The following is a 21207-nucleotide window of genomic DNA, read 5'->3' on the forward strand; positions in this document are numbered from 1 at the left end:
CCAATGACTCTTAATCATTGTTCAGAAAAGGTGATTCTGTAGAACGCTCACTAGGCTTATCCCCATCCGTATCTGGTATCGTGTTAGATGGCTCTGATGGTGTGTCAACACCCTCTTTTTCACGAGTTTCTTTTTCGCGAGCCTCATTCTCTCTTTTTTGAGCATCTAATACCATATCTGCTCTTGACTTCCACGGACGTTTGCCTAAGACAGCCTCTACATCTTCAGTAAAGATAACCTCTTTAGTGTATAATAGATCCGCAATCGATTTATGCCCTTCTCTATTCTCTATCAGAATTTGCTTAGCTCTTGCATATTGCTTATTAATAATCTCAAGAACCTCTTGATCGATTAACTTAGCCGTCTCCTCACTATATGGCTTAGTAAAGCCATACTCATTCTGATTATCTTCATAATTGATATTAGGTAACTTTTCGCTCATACCGAAATAAGTCACCATGGCCTGTGCCATTCTCGTGGCCTTCATTAGGTCATTTGCAGCACCCGTAGATATCCGCCCAAACGTTACCTCTTCAGCAGCCCTACCACCTAACGTCGCACACATTTCATCCAGTAGCTGTTCTGTTGTGGTAATTTGTCTCTCCTCAGGTAAATACCAAGCTGCACCCAAAGCTCTACCTCTTGGTACAATAGTCACTTTGATAAGAGGATTGGCATACTCTAATAGCCAGCTGATAGTAGCGTGACCTGCTTCATGAACGGCAATCGCACGTTTTTCTTCATCAGTCGTAATCTTGGTTTTCTTTTCCAGACCACCTACGATACGATCAATAGCACTCATAAAGTCGCTCTTCTGAACAAACTTCTTATTAGCTCTAGCTGCATGGAGAGCAGCTTCGTTACAGACATTCGCAATATCAGCACCTGAAAATCCAGGTGTCTGTCTAGCCAATAAATCCTTATCCACAGTTTCGTCCATCTTTAATCGACGCATGTGTACCTCGAAAATCTCCTTTCTCTCATTAATGTCAGGTAGATCCACATGGATTTGTCTATCAAAACGCCCCGCTCTTAAGAGTGCCTTGTCTAGAATGTCAGCTCTATTAGTTGCTGCCAACATAATCACGCCGCTATTGGTATCAAAGCCATCCATCTCAGTCAGCAACTGATTAAGAGTATTCTCTCGCTCGTCATTACCTCCAAACCCTGCATTTTTGCCTCTTGCTCTACCAATCGCATCAATCTCATCAATAAATACAATACATGGAGCTTTTTCTTTCGCTGTTTTAAATAGATCGCGCACCCTACTAGCTCCCACTCCTACGAACATCTCTACGAAGTCCGAACCTGAAAGTGAAAAGAAAGGGACATTAGCCTCTCCCGCTACAGCCTTCGCCAAAAGAGTTTTCCCAGTTCCAGGAGGCCCTACTAAGAGTGCACCCTTAGGGATCTTTCCTCCCAATTGAGTGTATTTCTGAGGCTCCTTAAGAAAGTGAACAATCTCCTCGACCTCTTGCTTGGCTTCAGATAATCCAGCAACGTCCTTGAAAGAGACCTTCACTTTATTCTCGGAGTCAAAGAGCTGTGCCTTTGACTTCCCAACATTAAAGATACCTGAATTACCGCCACCAGTTCCGCCCATACCGCCTGAAAGCCTTCGGGTCATCCACACCCAGAATACGATAATAAGTAGAAAAGGCAATAAATTGACAAGCAACTTCCAGAAGGTTGAGGATTGATTAATATATGACACCTTTGCCGATATAGGTTTATCCCCCTTCATCAGCTCCTGATAAAGATTATTAAAAGCTACAGCACCAGGCATAGCGGTTTCTAACTTGACCACCGTCAGAAGAGTTGGCTTACCATCCCTTCTGGTTGGGAGGGTTACTCCGTAACTTTCCAGCTCCTGCTGCTTATCTTTTTTCACGACAGCGGTGACCTTACCAGTCTCGCTATATACAGTCATCTCTTGGAAAAGATCTTCGCTCATCATCTTCTGAAAACGACTCCACTCAATCTTTTCTACTGCTGCATCATCTGTGAAAAGCCATACACCTGCTAACATTAACAGCATTAGCAGATATATCCAGCTTAGATTTGGCCTTTTATTAAAAGGTTTCTTTAAGGGAGTTCCCCCCTTGTTAGAATTATTTTTATTATTATTAATTGCCATACATCATTTGTTATGAAAGTCAGAAGGTTACTCTTCGTCTGGTAAAAACTGAATATCTGCATCAGACCAAAGACCCTCTATATTGTAGTAGCTTCTTAACTCAGGGATAAAGAGATGCACAATAACATCAGAATAATCCATAGCAATCCACTCCCCTACCCCTTTATGCTCATGAATAGGCTTTTCATTTAGTCTTGAATGAACAATATCCCATATAGAATCCTCTATCGCATCTACTTGTATCGGTGTATTCCCCTCACCTATTACCATATAATCACAGATAGCATCATCCACCCCTCTCATATCAAGGATTGAAATATTCTTGCCTTTCTTTTCTCTTATACCATCCACTATCGCTGCAACCAGCATCTTAGTGTTATCTTCAACTGTAGTTTTCAAATATCTATCTCTTAATATATTATTAGTTCACTAAATTCTTACAAAAATACATAATTAAAGGGAGATCCAATAAATGTACTAACAAAATCTGTGCCTTAAATTATAATCTTCGCTCCAACAATAAAATATTCTCCACATGATGAGTGTGGGGAAACATATCCACAGGTTGGGAAATTAAGACCTTATATTCTTCGCTCATCACTGCAACATCTCGTGCTTGACTAGCTGGATTACAGCTAACATAAACGATCCGCTTAGGAGCTGCATTTAGGATGGTCTTAATGACGTCAGGATGCATACCAGCTCGTGGAGGATCTGTAATTAATAGATCTGGTAGTCCATGTTGACCTATAAAGTCATCAGTAAGAATATCTTTCATGTCTCCAGCATAAAAGTCTAGATTATTCAGACCATTAACCCTCGCATTTTCCCAAGCATCTTCAATTGCTTCAGGAACATATTCAATCCCGATTACTTTCTTAGCATGTCGTGAAACAAAGCTAGCAATAGTACCAGTACCGGTATATAAGTCATAAACCAGTTCATCACCTTTGAGCTGAGCTAAATTTCGCACCTGCTCATACAGCCTATATGCTTGCTCACTATTGGTTTGATAAAAACTCTTAGGGCCAATTTTATATTTTAAACCTTCCATTTCCTCCCAAATGTGATCTTTACCTGAGTACAAATTCACGTCTAAATCACCAAAAGTGTCATTCATCTTCTCATTTATGACATACATCAATGAGGTTATTTCAGGAAACTCGTTTTTAATAGCCTCTAATAATTGGCTTCGAAGTCGTTCCTCATCTTTGGCAAAAACCACCACTAACATCACTTCACCACTCCTGCTAGTACGAACCATCAAGGTCCTCATCAAACCTTCGTGTGTACGTAAATCATAGAAAGAATATCCTTCGTGAGTCAAGCAATACTCTCGAATAAAAAGCCGTATTTTATTACTTGTATTTACTTGTAGATGACAGTGCTTAATATCCAAAACCTTATCAAAACGTCCCGGGATATGAAAGCCTAAGCCAGAGGTCAGAGAGGGATCGTCAAAAGTTTCATTCGATTGGACTTCCCCTTCTGTGAGCCATCTTTTATTCGAAAAAGTAAACTCCAACTTATTGCGATACTCATAGATATGCTCTCCACCAATAATAGGACGCTTTTCTTTTACTTCAAACTTACCAATACGCTCCAATTGATCTAATACTTGCTGCTCCTTTGCTTCAAGTTGTGTCTCGTAAGGAAGATGCTGCCATTTACAACCACCACAGACCCCAAAATGCTCACAACGAGGGACAACGCGAATAGGAGAAGGCTCCACTATTCTCTGCACCACCCCTTCGGCATAAGATTTACGCCTACGCCCCAAACGAATATCGACCACATCACCGGGAGCGGTAAATGGGACAAAGACAATTCTATCATCTGAGAGATGTCCTATACATTTTCCCTCAGCTGCAACTTTCTCTATCTTCACGCCCTCTACAATTACTGGAGCTTTACTTTTTTTTGCCATCTATAATATCTAGATTAATGTTATCCTATACAAGTATTTATTTTAGTCCAAAAGACTCTAGCAACACACTCTCCATGGCCCTACGTATATTTGAGGTACGACCATAAAAATTATTCACCATAATAGCTACAGTATATGTTTTACCGCTTAGCTGCACATACCCTGTATAACAGACCACATTCCGTATTGTTCCACTCTTAAGGAATGCTTTGCCTTCCAAAGGTGTTCTTTTCAGAAATGTATTGACCGTTCCCTCCTTACCAGCACGTGGTAATGTACGCATAAATGTACCTGACGGATCGGCACGATATACCTTACCTAATAATGCTGCGAGGAAGTATGCTGATACTTTATTCTCAGCTGAAAGCCCAGATCCATCCAGCATCTCCAACTCTCTTACATCTAATCCTCGACTACTCCAATACCTTTTGACCTCCATGATGGAAGTTTGCCTTTGGTTATGCCCTGGCATTCCATTTCGGTCTCGTCCAACCAGCTTTAGAAAGCCTTCTGCAAAAAGATTATGACTATACACGTTGGTGATACGTATTAATTCAAGGATTGTTGGGGATTCAAAAAGATAAAGGGTGGCCAGCTCTTCTGGTACAGAAGAAACAACTGTTGGAGTTGCTCCAAATGAGATACCTGATTTACTCATAGTTTCTTGAAGATACTCAGCCATAAAAAGCGGAGGATTGGGTATCGCTCCTTTTATTCTTAGGTTCTTCACATTCGCAGGATACACTCCAGTTATTGGATAACTACCGTCCTCTAAAGGTATCCGAGAGATATACAATGAGTCCCGAGATCGCTCATTCGTTCTATCAAATAGCATGGTTAGCTTTAATCCTGGAATATTAGGCTCTAGGTTATAGCTCTTTCCATAATTTGTGAAGTGAACGGTATATGCATTATCAAATAAATTAAGTCCATATACACCTGCCGCATAATGATTGCCCATATCGTAAAGTGGCCATCGGGGGCTTTCAGCCTGAAAGTCACTCTTATCAGAAAGTGCGACTACACCTCCAGTAACCTGGCGAATGCCTTTATTCTTAATTGCTGTTGTTATTGTCCGAAAGAACTTGTCTGAATCTTCATTCCAAAAATATCGAGATCCAATAGAGGGGTCACCTTCTCCAATGACATAGATATTACCATCCAGGACACCATCAGTGATAATTCCATCCGTTTCTATTCTCGTCTCAAATCTCATCCCAGATGGATTCTGACTCAAAGCAGTGGCTGTACTGACCACTTTCATAGTGCTTGCGGGAGTCATTAGCTGATGAGATCTTATCCCAATAAGCTCTTCCCCTGTTGAGGCATCTTGAATACTCAAGGTCCAGAAGGCGTCTTGCAGAGCTGATATGCTAGATGATGGTACTCTAACTTGCTGTGCATTCACAAGGACTGAGCACGCCAATAATGTAAAAAATAAATAAAGCGGTTTAAATGTTTTTGCTACCATAATTATATCTATATTTGTACGCAAAGTTAAGCAAAAACTCTCACCTTATGTTTGAAGACTTTTTCAGAAAAGAATTTAATCTTAATCGTATTGCAAAAATAATATTTGCTTTACTCATAATAGTGCTCATTTTTTGGGGATTAGGTGCACTGAGTACTATCCTTATCCCTTTTGGTTTGGCTTGGATCTTAGCATATATGCTGATGCCAATCGTCTATTTTTTAGAAGAAAAGGTCAAGATAAAATCTCGCCCTGTTAATATTATTATAGTCTTAACGATCCTAACAGGAATATTAGTAGGTGTATTCGCTATCTTGATCCCATCACTTATTGACGAAAGCAAGAAAGCATGGGAGTTAATCCAGTACTACGACATCGGAGGTTTACTTGTAAGCATTATTCCAGAAGAACTTAGAACAAAGTCAGAGTTCTTCACAAGTTTAGAAGGCTTATTAGCATCTATCAATTTACAAGAATTCATTGCCTATATTCAGAATCTCCTAACAGGTAGTTGGAAAATCGTGCAAAATACGCTTAGCTATCTATCAGGTATGCTGGTAATATTGATCTTTTTAGCTTACCTCATCTTTATTATGTTGGATTATGAGGCACTTGTTAGGGGCTTTTTCTCGATGTGTCCTCGCAGCACACGCCCTTTTATGCATGAGTTAGCTGCGAATGTAGAGTTCTATATTAATAGCTACTTTAAAGGTCAGGCTTTAATCTCCCTAATCTGTGGAGTCATTCTTGCCATAGGATTCGCTCTTATGGGATTGCCACTAGGAATAACCTTTGGGCTTTTTATGGGGTTATTGAATATGATTCCTTACCTACAGTATATAGGTTATTTTCCACTACTTATACTGGTAGGACTACAAGCAGCAGCAACGGGGCAAAACTTCTTTATCATCCTACTCATCGCTGCAGGTGTAATTTTTATCAGTGAAATAGTACAGCAAGTCATCCTAATCCCAACTATTCAGGGAAAATCAATGGGTATGAAACCTGCCATGATCTTATTATCTCTGACAATTTGGGGAAGTCTATTTGGATTCATGGGATTACTATTTGCTTTGCCATTGAGTATGATTATTTATACATTCTATATGAAATACGTCATCGGTGAGCCTATTGCAAATGGAACTCAGATCAGACGGACAACACGAAAAAAACTGAGTGATATCTTTCATCACGAAAACGTATAACCACACCATATCCCACAAAGTCATACCCTCTAGACATTTTAAAGGGATGCCTTTTATTGTGATTGTGTAATGGCATCAATCTCTTAATTAGAGTATTGACCAGATTAGTATCAATGAAGTACCGAGGAGAAGTCTGGCCTAGGCGTCTAAAATCACCTGACGAGTCATTTTCATTAACGCCAAATGGTCACTTACTTTTTCAGTATCTATGGAAGGTAGTATCTTTACGGTAAGTTTTTTAGGCCTTGGGAAGATATCATATCTAGAATAAGCCTCGTAACCGCCAATTATCTTTACTGGGACTATTGGAGTACGCGTGTCAGTAGCGACGCGAAAAGCTCCTTTCCGAAACGGACCTAGTTGACCATCCTTGGTACGTGAACCCTCAGGGAATATAAAGATATGGTATCCTTTTCTGATAGCGGATGTTGTATCTTCAATGACATGAATAGCACCTTCTGGAGTATGGGTCACAAATATAAAGCCACATTTCTCACAAGCCCATCCAACAAAAGGTAACTTTCTTAGAGATCCCTTCATGACCCATTTGAAGCGGACGCCAAGGTATCCGTACAAGAGAAAAATATCTAATGCACTCGTATGATTAGGGGTGACGATACTACATCTGTTTTTTGGAAGATTCTCTCTACCTGTGACATTGACAGGACACAGCAGTAAATACAACGTAAGAATACTCCAGATCTTGCCTGGCCAGTACGAAAAAATTCTCTCTCCTCCGACAATACAACCCACAGCAGAAACGAATGCTGTAAGCAATGTAAGAGGGACAAATAGTGGTATAAAAACCACGATGATATATACCTTATAAAGGAGGTCTAAAATCTTCATTAAATATACTTTAGCCAATAATTACAGCAAAGATAGTATAAAATCCACTATTTCTCCTATCCTGAAACAAATTCCAAAATAACAACCGAACTAAAATACGATTAATTTTAGATTAAGGTCCCTATGGTATTAAAAACTTATATATATATTTGCGATAACAATATACACAAACTAATGAAAGACAATAACTTCATGAAAACAAAAACTAGAAGATCGTACAATTCAAGCATTGCAATAGGGATAGCATTCCTATGGGTTGGAATGGTTATGCTGCTAAACCGAATGGACATTATTCCTTACTCTCTCAAAAAGATATTAATTTCGTGGCCTATACTACTTACTTATATAGGTCTCATAGGTTTATTCAGAAAAGAAAAGGTGGGTGGCTTAATAATGACTATTATAGGATTAGTATTTTTATTCCTTAGAATCGGGAATACCTATCCAGGATTAATCCCCAGTCACTTTTTAAATATTGATCTGTATTTCTGGCCATTAGTCATTATCCTCATTGGTTTTATATTCATTTTCTACTTTGGCATAAGTCAATCCGATAGTGCGACTATGAATAAGGATGGTAATCAATATGTCAAAAGTTCATTCATGAGTGAGTATAGTGAAAATTATGATGGTAAGATATTCGAAGGAGGAAGCTTCAAAAGTACACTATCTAGCACTACGATTGACCTTAGGGGGGCATTAGTCAAAAGTGATACTATTTATATTGATTTGTCTGTGTTTTTAGCAGGAGTTGATCTATACATCCCTAACAACTGTACCATAGAAGATAGGACAAAAGTGCTTCTTGGTGAAGTGGATGACAAACGAAGAGGAACAGATTCATCATTGCTAAAAGAATTCAAACTCATCATCACTGGATCTATAATCCTCGGAGGAGTCGAGATAAGAAACTAACACTTCACAACAATAGTCTAGAGAGTGTTCACGAAGTGATACTTTCTTACAGGTTGGATCAAAAAAATCTACTCACAAAGAGTACTTTGTGATTGGACTAGGTGCATGAGATAGAAGTCTCTAAGGAAAGGCTGTGGGTATAGGGGCGAAAAAGTATAGAGAACCCGAAGAACGTAGTGAATTGGCATAGTGCAACGCTCCTACGTTATATTAAAGAAGAGAGGGTGTGTCACCATTAGTTTGTGACACACCATCTTCCTCAAGATTATAATTCAGGCAAGCTATCGCTCCCTTATATTAATTAGTCTCTATTTCGTTCACGGTCTCCGCCACGACCACGACCATTACGGTCATTACGGTCGTTACGGTCGTTACGGTCGTTACGATCATTGCGATCATTACGATCGCCTCTATTACGATCACCACGGTAGTTATTTCTATCTCCACCGTCTCTACGGAAAGACCTACGCTCTGCTGGCTCCTCATAACCCTCTGGCTTCTCAAGAAGAGATTTACGTGAGAGTCTGAACTTACCAGTCTTTGGATCCACTTCCAAAAGCTGGACATCTAGCTTTTGACCTTCATGAAGACCAGTCTCCTCGATGGTATCAAAGCGTTTCCAATCCCATTCAGAGATATGTAATAAGCCTTCCTTACCTGGTAAGAACTCCACAAATGCACCGTATGGCATGACGCTCTTAACGGTAGCAGGATATACTTTACCTACCTCAGGAATAACGACGATTGAATTAATCATCGATAATGCCTTATCGATAGGCTCTTTACCTGGTGCGGCTATCTCTATGACGCCTTCATTCTCAACTTCTTCAATATTTACAGAAGCTCCACTTTGCTCCTGAATACCCTGAATTATCTTACCTCCAGGGCCTATCACTGCACCGATGAATTCCTTAGGAATTCTCATAGTGACGATACGAGGAGTATGAGCTTTGAAGTCCTCTCTAGGAGCAGAGATAGTCTCTTCAATCTTGCCTAGTATGTGCATACGTCCTTCTTTAGCTTGAGCTAAAGCTTTCTCCAAGATTTCGTAGCTAAGACCATCCACTTTGATATCCATCTGAGTAGCAGTGATACCATCACGGGTACCAGTCACCTTGAAGTCCATATCACCAAGGTGGTCTTCATCTCCAAGAATATCAGATAAGATAGCATACTTCTGTCCCTTATTCTCAGAAATCAAACCCATAGCAATACCACTAACAGGCTTCTTAATCTGGACACCAGCATCCATCAGTGCAAGCGTACCAGCACATACAGTAGCCATAGATGACGAACCATTACTCTCTAAGATATCGCTCATCACACGTATCACATAAGGATAGTTCTCAGGGATCATTCGCTTAAGTGCACGAAGTGCTAGGTTACCATGCCCTATCTCTCTACGCCCTACCCCTCTCTGAGGTCTAGCTTCTCCTGTTGAGAATGGAGGGAAATTGTAATGTAGAAGGAAGCGTTCCTTACCATAGTTAAGGACATCATCCACAAGCTTCTCATCACTCTTAGTTCCCAATGTTACAGTTGTTAGAGATTGTGTCTCCCCTCTAGTAAAGATCGCTGATCCATGAGGACCTGGAAGGCAATCTACTTCAGCCCATATAGGACGAATTGTTTTGGTATCTCTACCATCCAAACGCTTACCATGATCTAGGACAGCTCTACGCATCGCCATTTTTTCCACATCATGATAATATCTATTAATCAGACCCTCGATTTCTGATAATTCTTCTTCCTCAAATTGCTCCTTGAATTCATTAACGATAGCTTCAAAAGCATCTGAGCGAGCATGCTTATCTACACCAGACATCGCCACTTCGAAGACGCGATCATAACAGAAATCATGAACCCTCTGGCGAAGTTCCTCATCATTATCTTCATGAGAATATGCACGCTTCTCTACAGTACCAACAGCCTCCATTAATTCAATTTGGGCTTGACACTGAATCTTAATAGCTTCATGAGCTACCTTGATAGCCTCTAGCATATCGGCTTCCTGCACCTCATCCATCTCACCTTCTACCATCATGATATTATCCATAGTGGCAGCGACCATGATATCAAGGTCAGCATCAGCTAATTGCTCTGCAGTCGGATTTACGATGAACTCACCATCTAAGCGAATAACACGTACCTCAGAAATAGGGCCTTGGAAAGGGATATCACTCACAGCAAGGGCGGCTGAAGCAGCAAGTCCAGCTAACTGATCTGGTAGCTCCTTCTCATCACCACTAAATAGGATGATATTAACGAAAACCTCAGCGTGGTAGTCATCTGGGAAAAGTGGTCTAAGGGCTCTATCTACAAGACGACAAATCAAAATCTCATAATCTGAGGCTCTTCCTTCCCTCCTAGTGAATCCACCAGGGAAACGACCTACAGCCGAAAATTTCTCTTTGTACTCTACTTGTAGTGGCATAAAATCCACTCCTGGGTTTGCGTCCTTAGCCGCAGTCACGGTTGCCAACAATACGGTGTTGCCCATGCGAACCGTTACAGCACCGTCAGCCTGCTTGGCTAATTTACCTGTCTCAACGGTAATAGTGCTTCCATCACCCATTGTGATGGTCTTTGTAATTACGTTCATCATAAAAATTTATTCAATATAAAAACAGCTTTATTTCGTCTAGAAATATCCCTCCCAACCCTTTGGTCTATAAACTAAGACCTCACAAATGTAACTAAAAATACCTAAAAAAAAGTTTACTCACCACTCTTTCAAAGTATTATAGTCGATATTTTTATTACTTGGCAAGCAACTTTTTAACAGCCTGTGAAATCACATTCCCATCAGCTGTAGCTCCAAGCTCCTTAATAGCTACACCCATCACTTTTCCCATCCCTTTCATATCAGTGACGCCTAGGCGGTCTATTATCTCTTTGACCTTCTGTAGCACCTCTTCATCAGATAGCTGAGCTGGCAAGAAACTCTTAAGGATTGCAGCTTGTGCCTCTTCGTCTTCTGCTAGATCCAGACGATCTGCATCACGATACATACTTGCACTCTCCTCTCTTTGCTTTACCAGCTTGGCAATGATTTTAAGTGCTTGGTCATCCTCCAAGGTATGACTCCCACCCTTAGCTGTAACAGCTTCCAAGAACTCCTTCTTAATACCACGCAAAGTCTCTAGACGTACTTTATCACGACTAAGCATCGCTTGCTTTATTCCCTCATTTACTTCTTCAAAAAGTGCCATAATATTTTTTATTCAAATTGTTTTCAATATTTAGAGATCTCCAAATGGGATGGTGAATACATCCTCCTTATTTGATCCATTATCCGTTTCCTTAGTTTCTACGGATGAGTGAGCAGGCCCCTTACGTACAGCCCCTGGATGATAGGAAAGAGAAGCGGTCTGTACGAGAGTATCAGCATACTGCTTAATTCTCTCTTTCTCTGCATCTTTTCTGATCAGTGTAGGAGTAGAGTTTACGAGCGTAATAAATTCGTTATTACCTAATAGTTCATCAGTGAAAAGTACCGTCTCATAAGCACCTACACCTGCGGATGTAGAATACTCTGGATAATACCCCTTAATGATTTCATCCTCCTCATTACGTTTCTTACGCTTTCCTTCCAGCTCCACAGTGGAGGCATCGGCTTTGTATTCACTTAAGCCCATGACCTCTTCCTCATCATTAAATCCAGAAGCCAGCAAAATGAACCCTAGTTCATCCTCCATCTGATCCTCTGGACGCTCACACATACCCCAAATAAATTCATAATCCTTCTTTATTCGAGCATTGATGACATTCAGCTTTTCAGTTAAATCGGTACTTGGTTCACAGTTAGGACGGTGAATAATTTGGTACAATATCCTCGTAGCATACTCAAAGTTAGATGTATTGAGCAGTGGAGAATTGAGAGCCCTTTCGAAAGCGACTGAGATGCCCTCTTTCTGGCTGGCAAATCCCCATGTGATGATAGATACACCTCCATCCTGAAGGGTAGTCCTCACATCGGCCATATCCACATTAATGACCGCATCAATCGTAACCATTTCAGAGATAGATCGGGTACTATTACAGAGGATCTCATCAGCTTTCCTGAAGGCCTCTGTGATCTTCATATTGGGGTAAGCCTTATTGAGTAGCTCATTCTTGACGACCAAGATGGCATCCACATTCTTTTTGAGCTTTTCCACCCCCTCAATAGCTTTCAGGATCTTCATACGCCCTTCGAATAAGAATGGTATAGTCACCACGCCTACCGTTAGGATTCCCATTTCCTTAGCGATACCTGCGATCACTGGAGCAGCACCTGTACCTGTACCGCCACCCATCCCCGCAGTTATGAATACCATCTCGGTACCATCTCGGAGGGCTTGTTTTATCTCCTCCTTACTTTCCTCGGCCGCCAATCTAGCCTTCTCTGGATTATTTCCAGCACCTAAGCCCTTCGTAATGCTTTCACCCAAGCAGATAGTCTCAGGGACATCACATCTATTAAGATGCTGACGATCAGTATTACAGAGTAGATAAGAGACATTCTCTACCCTCTGACTATACATATAATTAACGGCGTTACCTCCACCACCACCGACACCGATGACTTTAATCAGAGTATCCTGGTTCGTTTTATTCCCAGTATTAAATGCTAATAAGTTATCTTCCATTATATTATCATACAGTTTCATCGTCCGAATCCATTTCGTCAAAATCATCAAATGGGAGTAATCCCTTCAATGTATCCCAAAAGCCATTTTTCTTTTTGCGAGTTCGACTACTTTTCCTACGTTTTTCTTGTGGCTGAGTATTGCTACTCTTGACATCTTCACTACTAAAAACGTCTTCTTTTTGATATCCATTGATCTCCGATGACTCTGGATCCAAAGGAGCATCCGGAAAATCATCGTCAACAAATAACGATTCTTGCTTAGGGTTAGGGAGACCAGCTGATGAGTCAGACTCAGGTACTATATCAGTTACAACCGCTTCCGTTGACTCCTCCTCAATTGGTATTTCTGTAAATTCAGTACAGCTAACCGTCCCTCTAATCAGCATTGAGTAGAGAGAAAGGGTGCCATACTTTGATAAGAACTCGATGTTTCTAGAATCTCCACTAACAAAGAAGGAAGCATGCTCCACGGATGTCCCCAACATCTCGATCAGATAGGTTTGAAGTCCTTTGATCAGAGACCCTCCTCCAGTAATTATTATACCTCCATTAAGCTTCTCTGCCCCCACAAATTGCTCAATAATCCTCTTAACATTATCAACAATCTCACGCATACGAGCTTCGATGTACTGATTTACTCGATATCGAGTAACTTCCTTCTTGGTATGCATGTCGGCTGAGAAGACTTGGATGGGATCATTTTCTTTCAGATCTAAGAGTACGGTACCCTCACTTATCTTCAAGCGTTCGGCTTCCTGCGGGCTAATTTGTAGATAGGTTAGATCATTAGTAATCTGTTGGCTACCGATAGGTAACACTCTCAAGCCCTCTAGAAAACCATTTTTATATATCGCAATAGAGGTTGTCTCTGCTCCAAAATCAATGATAGCTGAACCAATCCTCATCTGCTCGTCGGTCAAAAACTTCTCTCCCAACAATGCAGGAGCGACCCAAAATGAGATCACCTCTAGGTCTAGCTTACTCTCCAGTACATCGTATATATTCTCAATAACGTATTGCTCGGTTTGAAAGAACTGAAACTCTCCCCTAAGATTTAGCCCCTTAACCCCCACAGGACGTTCTGCATAGGTCCCTCCCACGTAGAACCGTGCGTAAGGATTCTCAAAATTAAATTTATTCGGCTCTGGAGTAACCAACTTTAGCAACTCCTCGAGGTCACTATTTTTAATCTCCTGAGGCTCTGAAAATTCGAGATTCGCAGAATACAGCTTGCTCTGTAATCCCTGTCCATCCACCAACACATAGAGACTTCTAATGGATACGCCAGTAGCTTCTTCGGCTCTTGTAATTAATCGTTGGACCTTATTTGCTGTGTCGCTTAGATTCCTTATGACACCTCTTAAGATAGCCCCCTCACTAGGTTCGTAATCGTAATAAATGACTTTTATGAAATCCTCAAGAGTGACAGCATTCTCGCCCTCTCCTCGGATCTTTTTTTCAGCTAGTGCTAGTTTTATGGCATTACTCCCAAAATCCAGCACGGCTACCGTAATATTTTTATCTTGCATGCTTAACAAATTATTCTCACAGATATCTACAAAAAATGGCACTGTAGATTAGCCTACCAACGGTTATTCTAAAATCCAGCATCATTTCCTACAAACTTACAACTTTTTCTACAAATAATGATGATGAGAGAAGTATAAGTTTCAGGCAGGTCGTTAATGACCATATCCATTTCGATAATTATTTCAAAACGTCATAAGTGCAATGGTAACAAATTGAAAGGCACTTACTAAAAATCAGGCTCTGCAAGTAGCTAAAATTCTTTCTATATGAAATCATTCTTCTTCCAATAGGAAAAATAATTTTTTCCTATTGAGAACCTATCTCTTTCATATAACTACAAAAACCACCTACTTTTGGCCTTCAAAAAAAGCTCTTGACTACGTTTTGACACCTTACACAAATTCGCTATTTACTAAGACGTTACAAATAATAATCTTAGGTATGTACGGTATCACAAGCCATATTGAGAATAGCTTTTCATCCACATAAATACAAAACGAAAGCTAGCTTACAAATCTTATATCTATAGCTACATCGCTTGATCCATATAGATGGATCAAGCGATGTACTAAAATGACAGCCCTAAATGGATTTTGAGAGCAATATAGGCTCTTTATCTTGTTGCTGTTTGGAAGCCACCCATCCGACCAGCACCACGTGCAGCACCTCCAAAGCCTCCTAGGCCTCCTCGTTGAGACTGATTACGACGTTTCATTTCCTCCTCACGCTCCTTATTAAGGTCTCGCTTCTTTTTCTCCTTTGGCTTATTCTTGATAAGTTCCTTCGGTTTTTGCTTATCAAGAGGGGTCTCTAATGGGTTAAAGCTCTCTTTTACATCCCAGTTCTGCATCAGCTCAAAGATTTTCGGAGCATAATAAACCTGCTCAGGCTGGATTGAATCCTTATAATTCCCGGGATCCCATTTCTTGTTATTATTCCTATCCAGGATAAGACGAAAAGCATACTTATCTGGCTTGAGGTCACGGAACACAAAATTAGGCTTTTCACTCATGAGTACCCTAATGGGCTTATCCTGCATATTGAGAAGCTCTCCAATGAATGGGCCAGAGACGCCCTGTACGGAAATAGTGAGATGTGAAAATTCATCTTTTGGCTTAGTCTTAAAAGCGTCCACCGCTGTCTCATCTAAATGATGCCCAAATGAATCAATAAAGGCTAAGCTATCAAAGTAGAGCTCATAAGAGGTATTATATGAAAGTTGGGCTTCGATGACCCCTACAGTTGTCCTACCAGGCAGGAGGCTTATCTTATCAATCTCTACTGGCTTAAGGATACTATCATTGGCATTAAATAATTCTATGCCCTTGAAGGCTGTGGTATCTATCGGGAGAGAAGTCGAGAAAATAATAGAATCCCTGATTCCTCCGTCACCTTTATGCTCCACCTTGAGAGTAAATGGACTCTTAGGCTTTGGTGTAACTGAATCATTTAGCTCCTCCATACCATTATCCCTGAGATTAGGTTTTGACTTCTTACTATCCTCCTCAGACCTCTTAACCTTGAGAGTAATACTATCTCGAACAATGATAGGCTGTAATAAAGAATCCACAGACTGGTATCTAACTTCAAATTTATTATACGCCTTCCACTTCGGGTCTGAGAAATAAATATTTATCACACCATCACCCTTTCTATCTAAAATGTAACTATCCTTGGTAGAATCCTCCTTAGTAGCAATGGACACATAAAGCGAATCAATAGGCGTAACGACCAGATCTTCAGCGAGAGGGAGATTGAAGGTCAATTCCAACTGCATAGAGTCTGGACGCTCTCGCTTAGAAATATAACGTCGTGGCGTCTCCGTCTCATAGTACATAAGTACTAAGTTATCAGGCGTATATCTAGTATAATTCACCTCCTTGATGGTATCGACTGTAAGGGAGTCAACCCAAAGAGTATCATTACGGACAGCAGGCATAGAGCTCGTCGTAATAATAGAATCCAGAAAAGCAATCCCTTCCGTAGGCATATCATGCTTGTAATTACCATCACTCTCCTTTAGGGCATAAATCCTATAACGCCCTTGCTTTATATTTCTCAGAACAAAAAAAGCATGGCTAGAGGTACGGCTCATTCTCTGAAATATGGTATCTGTAAAGGCATTCCAACCGTCCTCAGCTGGATGAATACCTACAGTGATGCCCTGAACGGGTTCATGATTTCTCATAGATAGGACCTTACCAGAGACTTCCATGGTATCCAATTCTGATCCAGTACTAAAGGCAAAGGAGAAGTTCTCCAGAGGGTTGCCTTCGTTATTATCCACAATAGCATCAGTAAAGTCTATTGTATAGGTAGTACTATCTCTGAGATCATCTTTGAGGTCAACGATAATACGCTTTCCGACAGCCATAACTTTTGGGTTTTTCAACTGCGGCGGAGAGATTATCACTTTATTAGCAACATCTTCTAGCTTTACATACTCATCAAAGTATAGTACCACCTTCTGAGCCTTTGAGTTTAAAGCCTTATTACTAGGCTTACTCTTGATGAGTCTGGGCGGTGTCTCATCGTACGGACCACCTGCTGGTGGTACTTTATTGGCACAACCGTAAAATATGCTTACGAGCAAAACAGCTACAACAGTGAGCTGTAAGATTGAATGATTTATATTTGACCTCTTCACTTTAATGAATTCTCAGATATTATTTTGACAACACAAAGCTAGCAAAAATATTAGAGTCACGTATGTTTCCTTTAGCGATTATAAAATAGATTATTGTGTCCGAGGTCCAAATAAATGGATGCGAGGATTTCTTTTGTGACCTATAATTATGATATTTAATTATGATATTTTTTGTTGGACTTATTTAGATTATGCTATACCAATACATCACCAGAAGTGCGATTAAGTGATGAGACAAGGTTTTTCAGGTAATGGATTGGCTCGTTTCTATACTTTTGTGCCAGAAATTGACACAATAACAAAATGTTTGCATAACTAAGGTTATACGAATTATAGTATATTTGTGGAGATAATACCTTTAATTAATCAAAATAGTATTGTATTATGAATGTTAAGATATATCATTGGATATGTAAGGTTCTATTAAGCCTAGTCCTAGTTTCGTCATTGCTTTTTTCAGCTGGCTGTAACTCTAAGAAGAAGAGTGCGGGCCTCTTTGGAGCTACAGGTAAGCCTTTGGACATGGTAGTAATATTACCTAATAATTATGACAATGATGACGTTAAAGATAGCATTCGAAACATCTTTGAGAAGCCGGTGATGATTCTTCCACAGATTGAGCCAATGCAGAGCCTGATGTTTACCACTCAGCAAAACTTTGTCTCAATGTTTAAGACCATGCGTAATGTACTGTATATAAGCATTGATCCGGAGAAGTATTCACGACCAAAAATCACAATATCAAAGGATGATTACGCAGAAGGACAGATTATAATCCACGCAAAAGCTGAAAGCTTGGAGGCCTTTTACTATCTGCTTCAGCAAAAAGGTGAGTATCTGTCTCAAATGATATATAATGAGGAGCTCTCACGCCTCTCAAAATCGTTAGAAACAACGTATGCAAGTGCGGTGACCAAAATGGTGGAGGACTCGATTGGCGGTGTAACGATCAATCCTCGAGTAGGGCTGGAGTTTGTTACTGGGCAGAAAGATTTTGTATGGGCTTCAGATCAAGGGGGACTAAAAAAGGGAAGGTCTGACATAATCGTGTATTCTTTTCCGTATCGAGATCGTTCGGATGTGACTTTCTCTGTGGAATACTTGGTACACAAGAGGGATAGTGTGATGAAGAGGAATCTCCATGGTCAATACCCAAACTCATACATGACCACAGAAAAAATCGTCACTCCAGTACTTAAGAAATACAAGATGAATGATGAATTCCGTGCGGAGATGCGAGGCCTGTGGGCTATGGAAGGTGATATGATGGGAGGTCCTTTCGTCTCTCACGCCATCCTTGATGCAGATGCTAAGAGAGTCATAGTGGCAGAGGTACTTGTCTTTCACCCACACGATACCAAACGTAATCTGCTACTGTATAATGAAGCAGCTCTATATACATTTAGATTAGAAGGAACAGACTTCACGACCCACTCAGGTCAGGACGAGGATAAGGGTAATAAAGATTTGGATAATGAATAATAATAAGATAAAGATTGGAATTACTCATGGTGACTACAATGGCATAGGCTATGAAGTAATCCTCAAAACACTTTCTGATCAGCGGATACTGGAGTTATTTACTCCGGTTATCTACGGATCAACACAGCTCTTTAACTATCATAAGAAGAGCTTGGGAATTGATATTAATGCACCTCTGAATGTTATTGCTCATACCGATGAGATCACGGATGGGTCCATCAATCTAATCCCTGTAAATGAGTCAGGGATTGAGGTACATGTACAGTATGGAGATGCATCCAGAGCTGCAGGTTGCTTAGCATCACGTGCTCTAATAGATGCTAGACAAGACTTAATGGGTGGTGCTATAGATGCTGTAGTTACGGCTCCTATTAATAAAGATACTATTCAAAGCAAGGACTTTGACTTTAATGGCCATACAGAGTTTTTCTCTGAGCCGTTTAAGGGCTCAAAAGAACCGACAATGATATTTAAATGTGGTGAGCTCAGAGTAGCATTGGTAACGATGCACCATCCCTTTGTAGAGGTCTCTCATCAATTGACACTAGACAGACTTGAAAAGTCTATCTTTGGATTGGAACGTACTTTGCAACAAGATTTTGGTATTCTAAAGCCTCGCATCGCAGTACTAGGGCTAAACCCACATGCTGGCGAAAATGGGTTATTAGGGAATGAAGAGCAAGCCGTTATCACTCCAGCAATTAATAAAGCATGGCATAATGGATCCTTAGTATTTGGCCCATTTCCAGCAGATGGCTTTTGGGGAAGTGGTAGCTATAAGCATTACGATGCTGTCTTGGCGATGTATCATGACCAAGGTCTGATCCCATTCAAGTTACTTGCTATGAACGATGGGGTGAATATTACAGCTGGATTACCCATCATTCGGACTTCTCCGGACCATGGTACAGCATACGACATTGCTGGGAAAGGGATTGCTAATGAGAATTCATTAAGAAATGCAATCTACTCAGCTATTGATATGCACAAAAATAGAGAGATCTATAAAGAAGTAACAGCACATCCACTAAGAAAAAGATATGTGGAGAGAGGTGCGGATAATGTTCGTCTAGATTTCTCGAAGAGTGACGATGATATGCTATGACCTATTGATGGGTATCGGCGTCGTTATTTTTCAAACAAAAATTAAGTTTAATACAATATAAGAATGTGAGTGATTATGTTTAGTGGAAAGCTAATAGTTTATACATCTGGAACATTTGATATGTTTCATTATAATCACCTAAGAATGATTAATTATGCAAGAGCACTTGCAGATATATTAATAGTAGGTGTCAGTACCGATGAATTGGTAAAGAGTTATAAGTCTCCCCCAATCATCCCCTTTGCTGAAAGAATACAAATTATTGAAGGACTGACAGCACCCGACATTGTGATTCCACAGCATTCTCTGGATCATACTGATTTAGTCAAAAAACTAAATGTAGATGCGTTTGTCGTTGGAGATGACTGGACAGGTAAGTATGATTACCTGAAGAATCAAGGTGTAGAGGTTTTCTATTTCCCTTATGGTGATGGGGCTTCAAGTACAAATATAAAGGAGGCGGTTGTTGAGTCTTACAAATCAAAAGTATTACGTGAGAGTGCAGTGAAGCCTAATCCTACCGAAGCAGGAGAAGAACCAATCATTAAAAGTCTTAAGAATATCAAAAATGAATGACTCTGTTCTAATCACTGGAGGCACAAAAGGTATTGGCTATGCAGCAGCTAAGGCTCTAGCTACTTCTCCGAATGTAGAAAGTCTATTTCTGACCTTCCATTCGGATGAGGAGGGTGCGGAGAACGCCATCTCTGAATTATCAAAGTCTTATCCAGAAAAAAAGATATATAAGCTGAGACTGGATGTATCATCGACTTCGGCTCCTGATCTGTTATTGAAAGGTATGCAAGAGGTGGAATTTATTCCCAGCATGGTATGCTTTAATGCCAACCTGACGGATCGCTCACCTTTGGAGGAAATATCGCCTGAGAATTGGTTACGACTATTTCAAGCTAATATCCACTTCCCTGTACAAACCATCCAACTCTTACTCCAATACATGGGACGCAATGGACTGTTTGTATTCACTGGCTCTATGATGGCGATAGAACCCCACTCTGTCTCCCTCGGATATGGAGTAACTAAGAGTGCTATACATGGTATGGTAAAAAACTTAGTGAAGCATCTGGAGCCTTATCAGCATAGAGTGGTAGGTATTGCACCGGGCTTTGTGGATACAGAATGGCAGAAAACCAAGCCTGAAGCTATTCGTAAGAGCATTGAGTCAAAGGTAGCTCTTCATCGCTTTTCTACTCCAGAAGAGGTGGGAGTACTTTTCCTAAATGTATTAGAAAATAAATATTTTAATGGTGACATACTCACAATATCTGGTGGGTATTCATATAGATAA

At 40.4% G+C, this 21207-nt stretch carries 16 protein-coding genes; 6 read left to right on the top strand and 10 right to left on the bottom strand.

The features are described 5' to 3' along the window. Nucleotides 1–10: 10 nt before the first annotated feature. The 4 genes from ftsH to dacB form a co-directional block, all read right to left on the bottom strand. A complete protein-coding gene (ftsH, locus tag QYZ87_00515; GenBank protein ID MDN4753020.1) occupies nt 11–2038 on the bottom strand; it encodes an ATP-dependent zinc metalloprotease FtsH in 2028 nt (675 codons plus the stop codon). A 126-nt stretch (nt 2039–2164) separates the two neighbouring features. Then, nucleotides 2165–2536: a ribosome silencing factor gene (rsfS, locus tag QYZ87_00520; GenBank protein MDN4753021.1), complete on the bottom strand. Its 372-nt coding sequence runs from the start codon at nt 2534–2536 to the stop codon at nt 2165–2167. Nucleotides 2537–2636: 100 nt separating this feature from the next. Continuing rightward, the gene (gene rlmD, locus QYZ87_00525; protein ID MDN4753022.1) at nt 2637–4064 is read right to left on the bottom strand and encodes a 23S rRNA (uracil(1939)-C(5))-methyltransferase RlmD; all 1428 of its coding nucleotides are present in this window, start codon (nt 4062–4064) and stop codon (nt 2637–2639) included. 37 nt (nt 4065–4101) lie between these two features. Further along, nucleotides 4102–5472, bottom strand: coding sequence for a D-alanyl-D-alanine carboxypeptidase/D-alanyl-D-alanine-endopeptidase (gene dacB, locus QYZ87_00530; GenBank protein ID MDN4753023.1), 1371 nt, complete (start codon nt 5470–5472; stop codon nt 4102–4104). A gap of 110 nt (nt 5473–5582) precedes the next feature. Between dacB and QYZ87_00535 the strand changes: the two genes are divergently transcribed. Beyond that, the gene (locus tag QYZ87_00535) at nt 5583–6740 is read left to right on the top strand and encodes an AI-2E family transporter (GenBank protein MDN4753024.1); all 1158 of its coding nucleotides are present in this window, start codon (nt 5583–5585) and stop codon (nt 6738–6740) included. Between the two features lie 138 nt (nt 6741–6878). Here QYZ87_00535 and QYZ87_00540 read toward each other — a convergent pair whose 3' ends face one another. Next, nucleotides 6879–7589, bottom strand: a complete 711-nt coding sequence (locus QYZ87_00540) for a lysophospholipid acyltransferase family protein (GenBank protein MDN4753025.1) — start codon at nt 7587–7589, stop codon at nt 6879–6881. 192 nt (nt 7590–7781) lie between these two features. Between QYZ87_00540 and QYZ87_00545 the strand changes: the two genes are divergently transcribed. Continuing rightward, nucleotides 7782–8504 carry a LiaF-related protein gene (locus QYZ87_00545; protein ID MDN4753026.1) on the top strand — a complete coding sequence of 241 codons (723 nt, stop codon included), beginning with the start codon at nt 7782–7784 and terminating at the stop codon, nt 8502–8504. Between the two features lie 301 nt (nt 8505–8805). On the opposite strand, the gene pnp is transcribed toward QYZ87_00545, so the two are convergent. From pnp to QYZ87_00570, 5 genes are all read right to left on the bottom strand, one after another. After that, the gene (pnp, locus tag QYZ87_00550; protein ID MDN4753027.1) at nt 8806–11109 is read right to left on the bottom strand and encodes a polyribonucleotide nucleotidyltransferase; all 2304 of its coding nucleotides are present in this window, start codon (nt 11107–11109) and stop codon (nt 8806–8808) included. 154 nt (nt 11110–11263) lie between these two features. Then, on the bottom strand, nt 11264–11716 hold the full coding sequence (locus tag QYZ87_00555) for a GatB/YqeY domain-containing protein (GenBank protein ID MDN4753028.1): 453 nt from the start codon (nt 11714–11716) through the stop codon (nt 11264–11266). A gap of 30 nt (nt 11717–11746) precedes the next feature. Continuing rightward, nucleotides 11747–13177 (bottom strand): cell division protein FtsZ, encoded by a 1431-nt coding sequence (gene ftsZ, locus QYZ87_00560; protein MDN4753029.1) that lies wholly within the window; start codon nt 13175–13177, stop codon nt 11747–11749. Next, nucleotides 13143–14666 (bottom strand): cell division FtsA domain-containing protein, encoded by a 1524-nt coding sequence (locus QYZ87_00565; protein MDN4753030.1) that lies wholly within the window; start codon nt 14664–14666, stop codon nt 13143–13145. Before QYZ87_00565 ends, ftsZ begins: the two co-directional genes overlap by 35 nt. 614 nt (nt 14667–15280) lie before the next feature. Then, nucleotides 15281–17314, bottom strand: coding sequence for an Ig-like domain-containing protein (locus QYZ87_00570; GenBank protein ID MDN4753031.1), 2034 nt, complete (start codon nt 17312–17314; stop codon nt 15281–15283). A 384-nt stretch (nt 17315–17698) separates the two neighbouring features. On the opposite strand from QYZ87_00570, the gene QYZ87_00575 reads away from it, so the two are divergent. The 4 genes from QYZ87_00575 (at nt 17699) to QYZ87_00590 (ending at nt 21207) form a co-directional block, all read left to right on the top strand. Beyond that, nucleotides 17699–18796 carry a DUF4837 family protein gene (locus QYZ87_00575; protein MDN4753032.1) on the top strand — a complete coding sequence of 366 codons (1098 nt, stop codon included), beginning with the start codon at nt 17699–17701 and terminating at the stop codon, nt 18794–18796. Then, nucleotides 18789–19901 (top strand): 4-hydroxythreonine-4-phosphate dehydrogenase PdxA, encoded by a 1113-nt coding sequence (gene pdxA, locus QYZ87_00580; protein MDN4753033.1) that lies wholly within the window; start codon nt 18789–18791, stop codon nt 19899–19901. Before QYZ87_00575 ends, pdxA begins: the two co-directional genes overlap by 8 nt. 75 nt (nt 19902–19976) lie before the next feature. Continuing rightward, nucleotides 19977–20477: an adenylyltransferase/cytidyltransferase family protein gene (locus tag QYZ87_00585; GenBank protein MDN4753034.1), complete on the top strand. Its 501-nt coding sequence runs from the start codon at nt 19977–19979 to the stop codon at nt 20475–20477. Continuing rightward, on the top strand, nt 20470–21207 hold the full coding sequence (locus QYZ87_00590) for an SDR family oxidoreductase (GenBank protein ID MDN4753035.1): 738 nt from the start codon (nt 20470–20472) through the stop codon (nt 21205–21207). The genes QYZ87_00585 and QYZ87_00590 overlap by 8 nt, the downstream gene beginning before the upstream one ends.

The sequence above is a fragment of the Porphyromonadaceae bacterium W3.11 genome, from assembly GCA_030434245.1.
Lineage (GTDB): Bacteria > Bacteroidota > Bacteroidia > Bacteroidales > Porphyromonadaceae > Porphyromonas_A.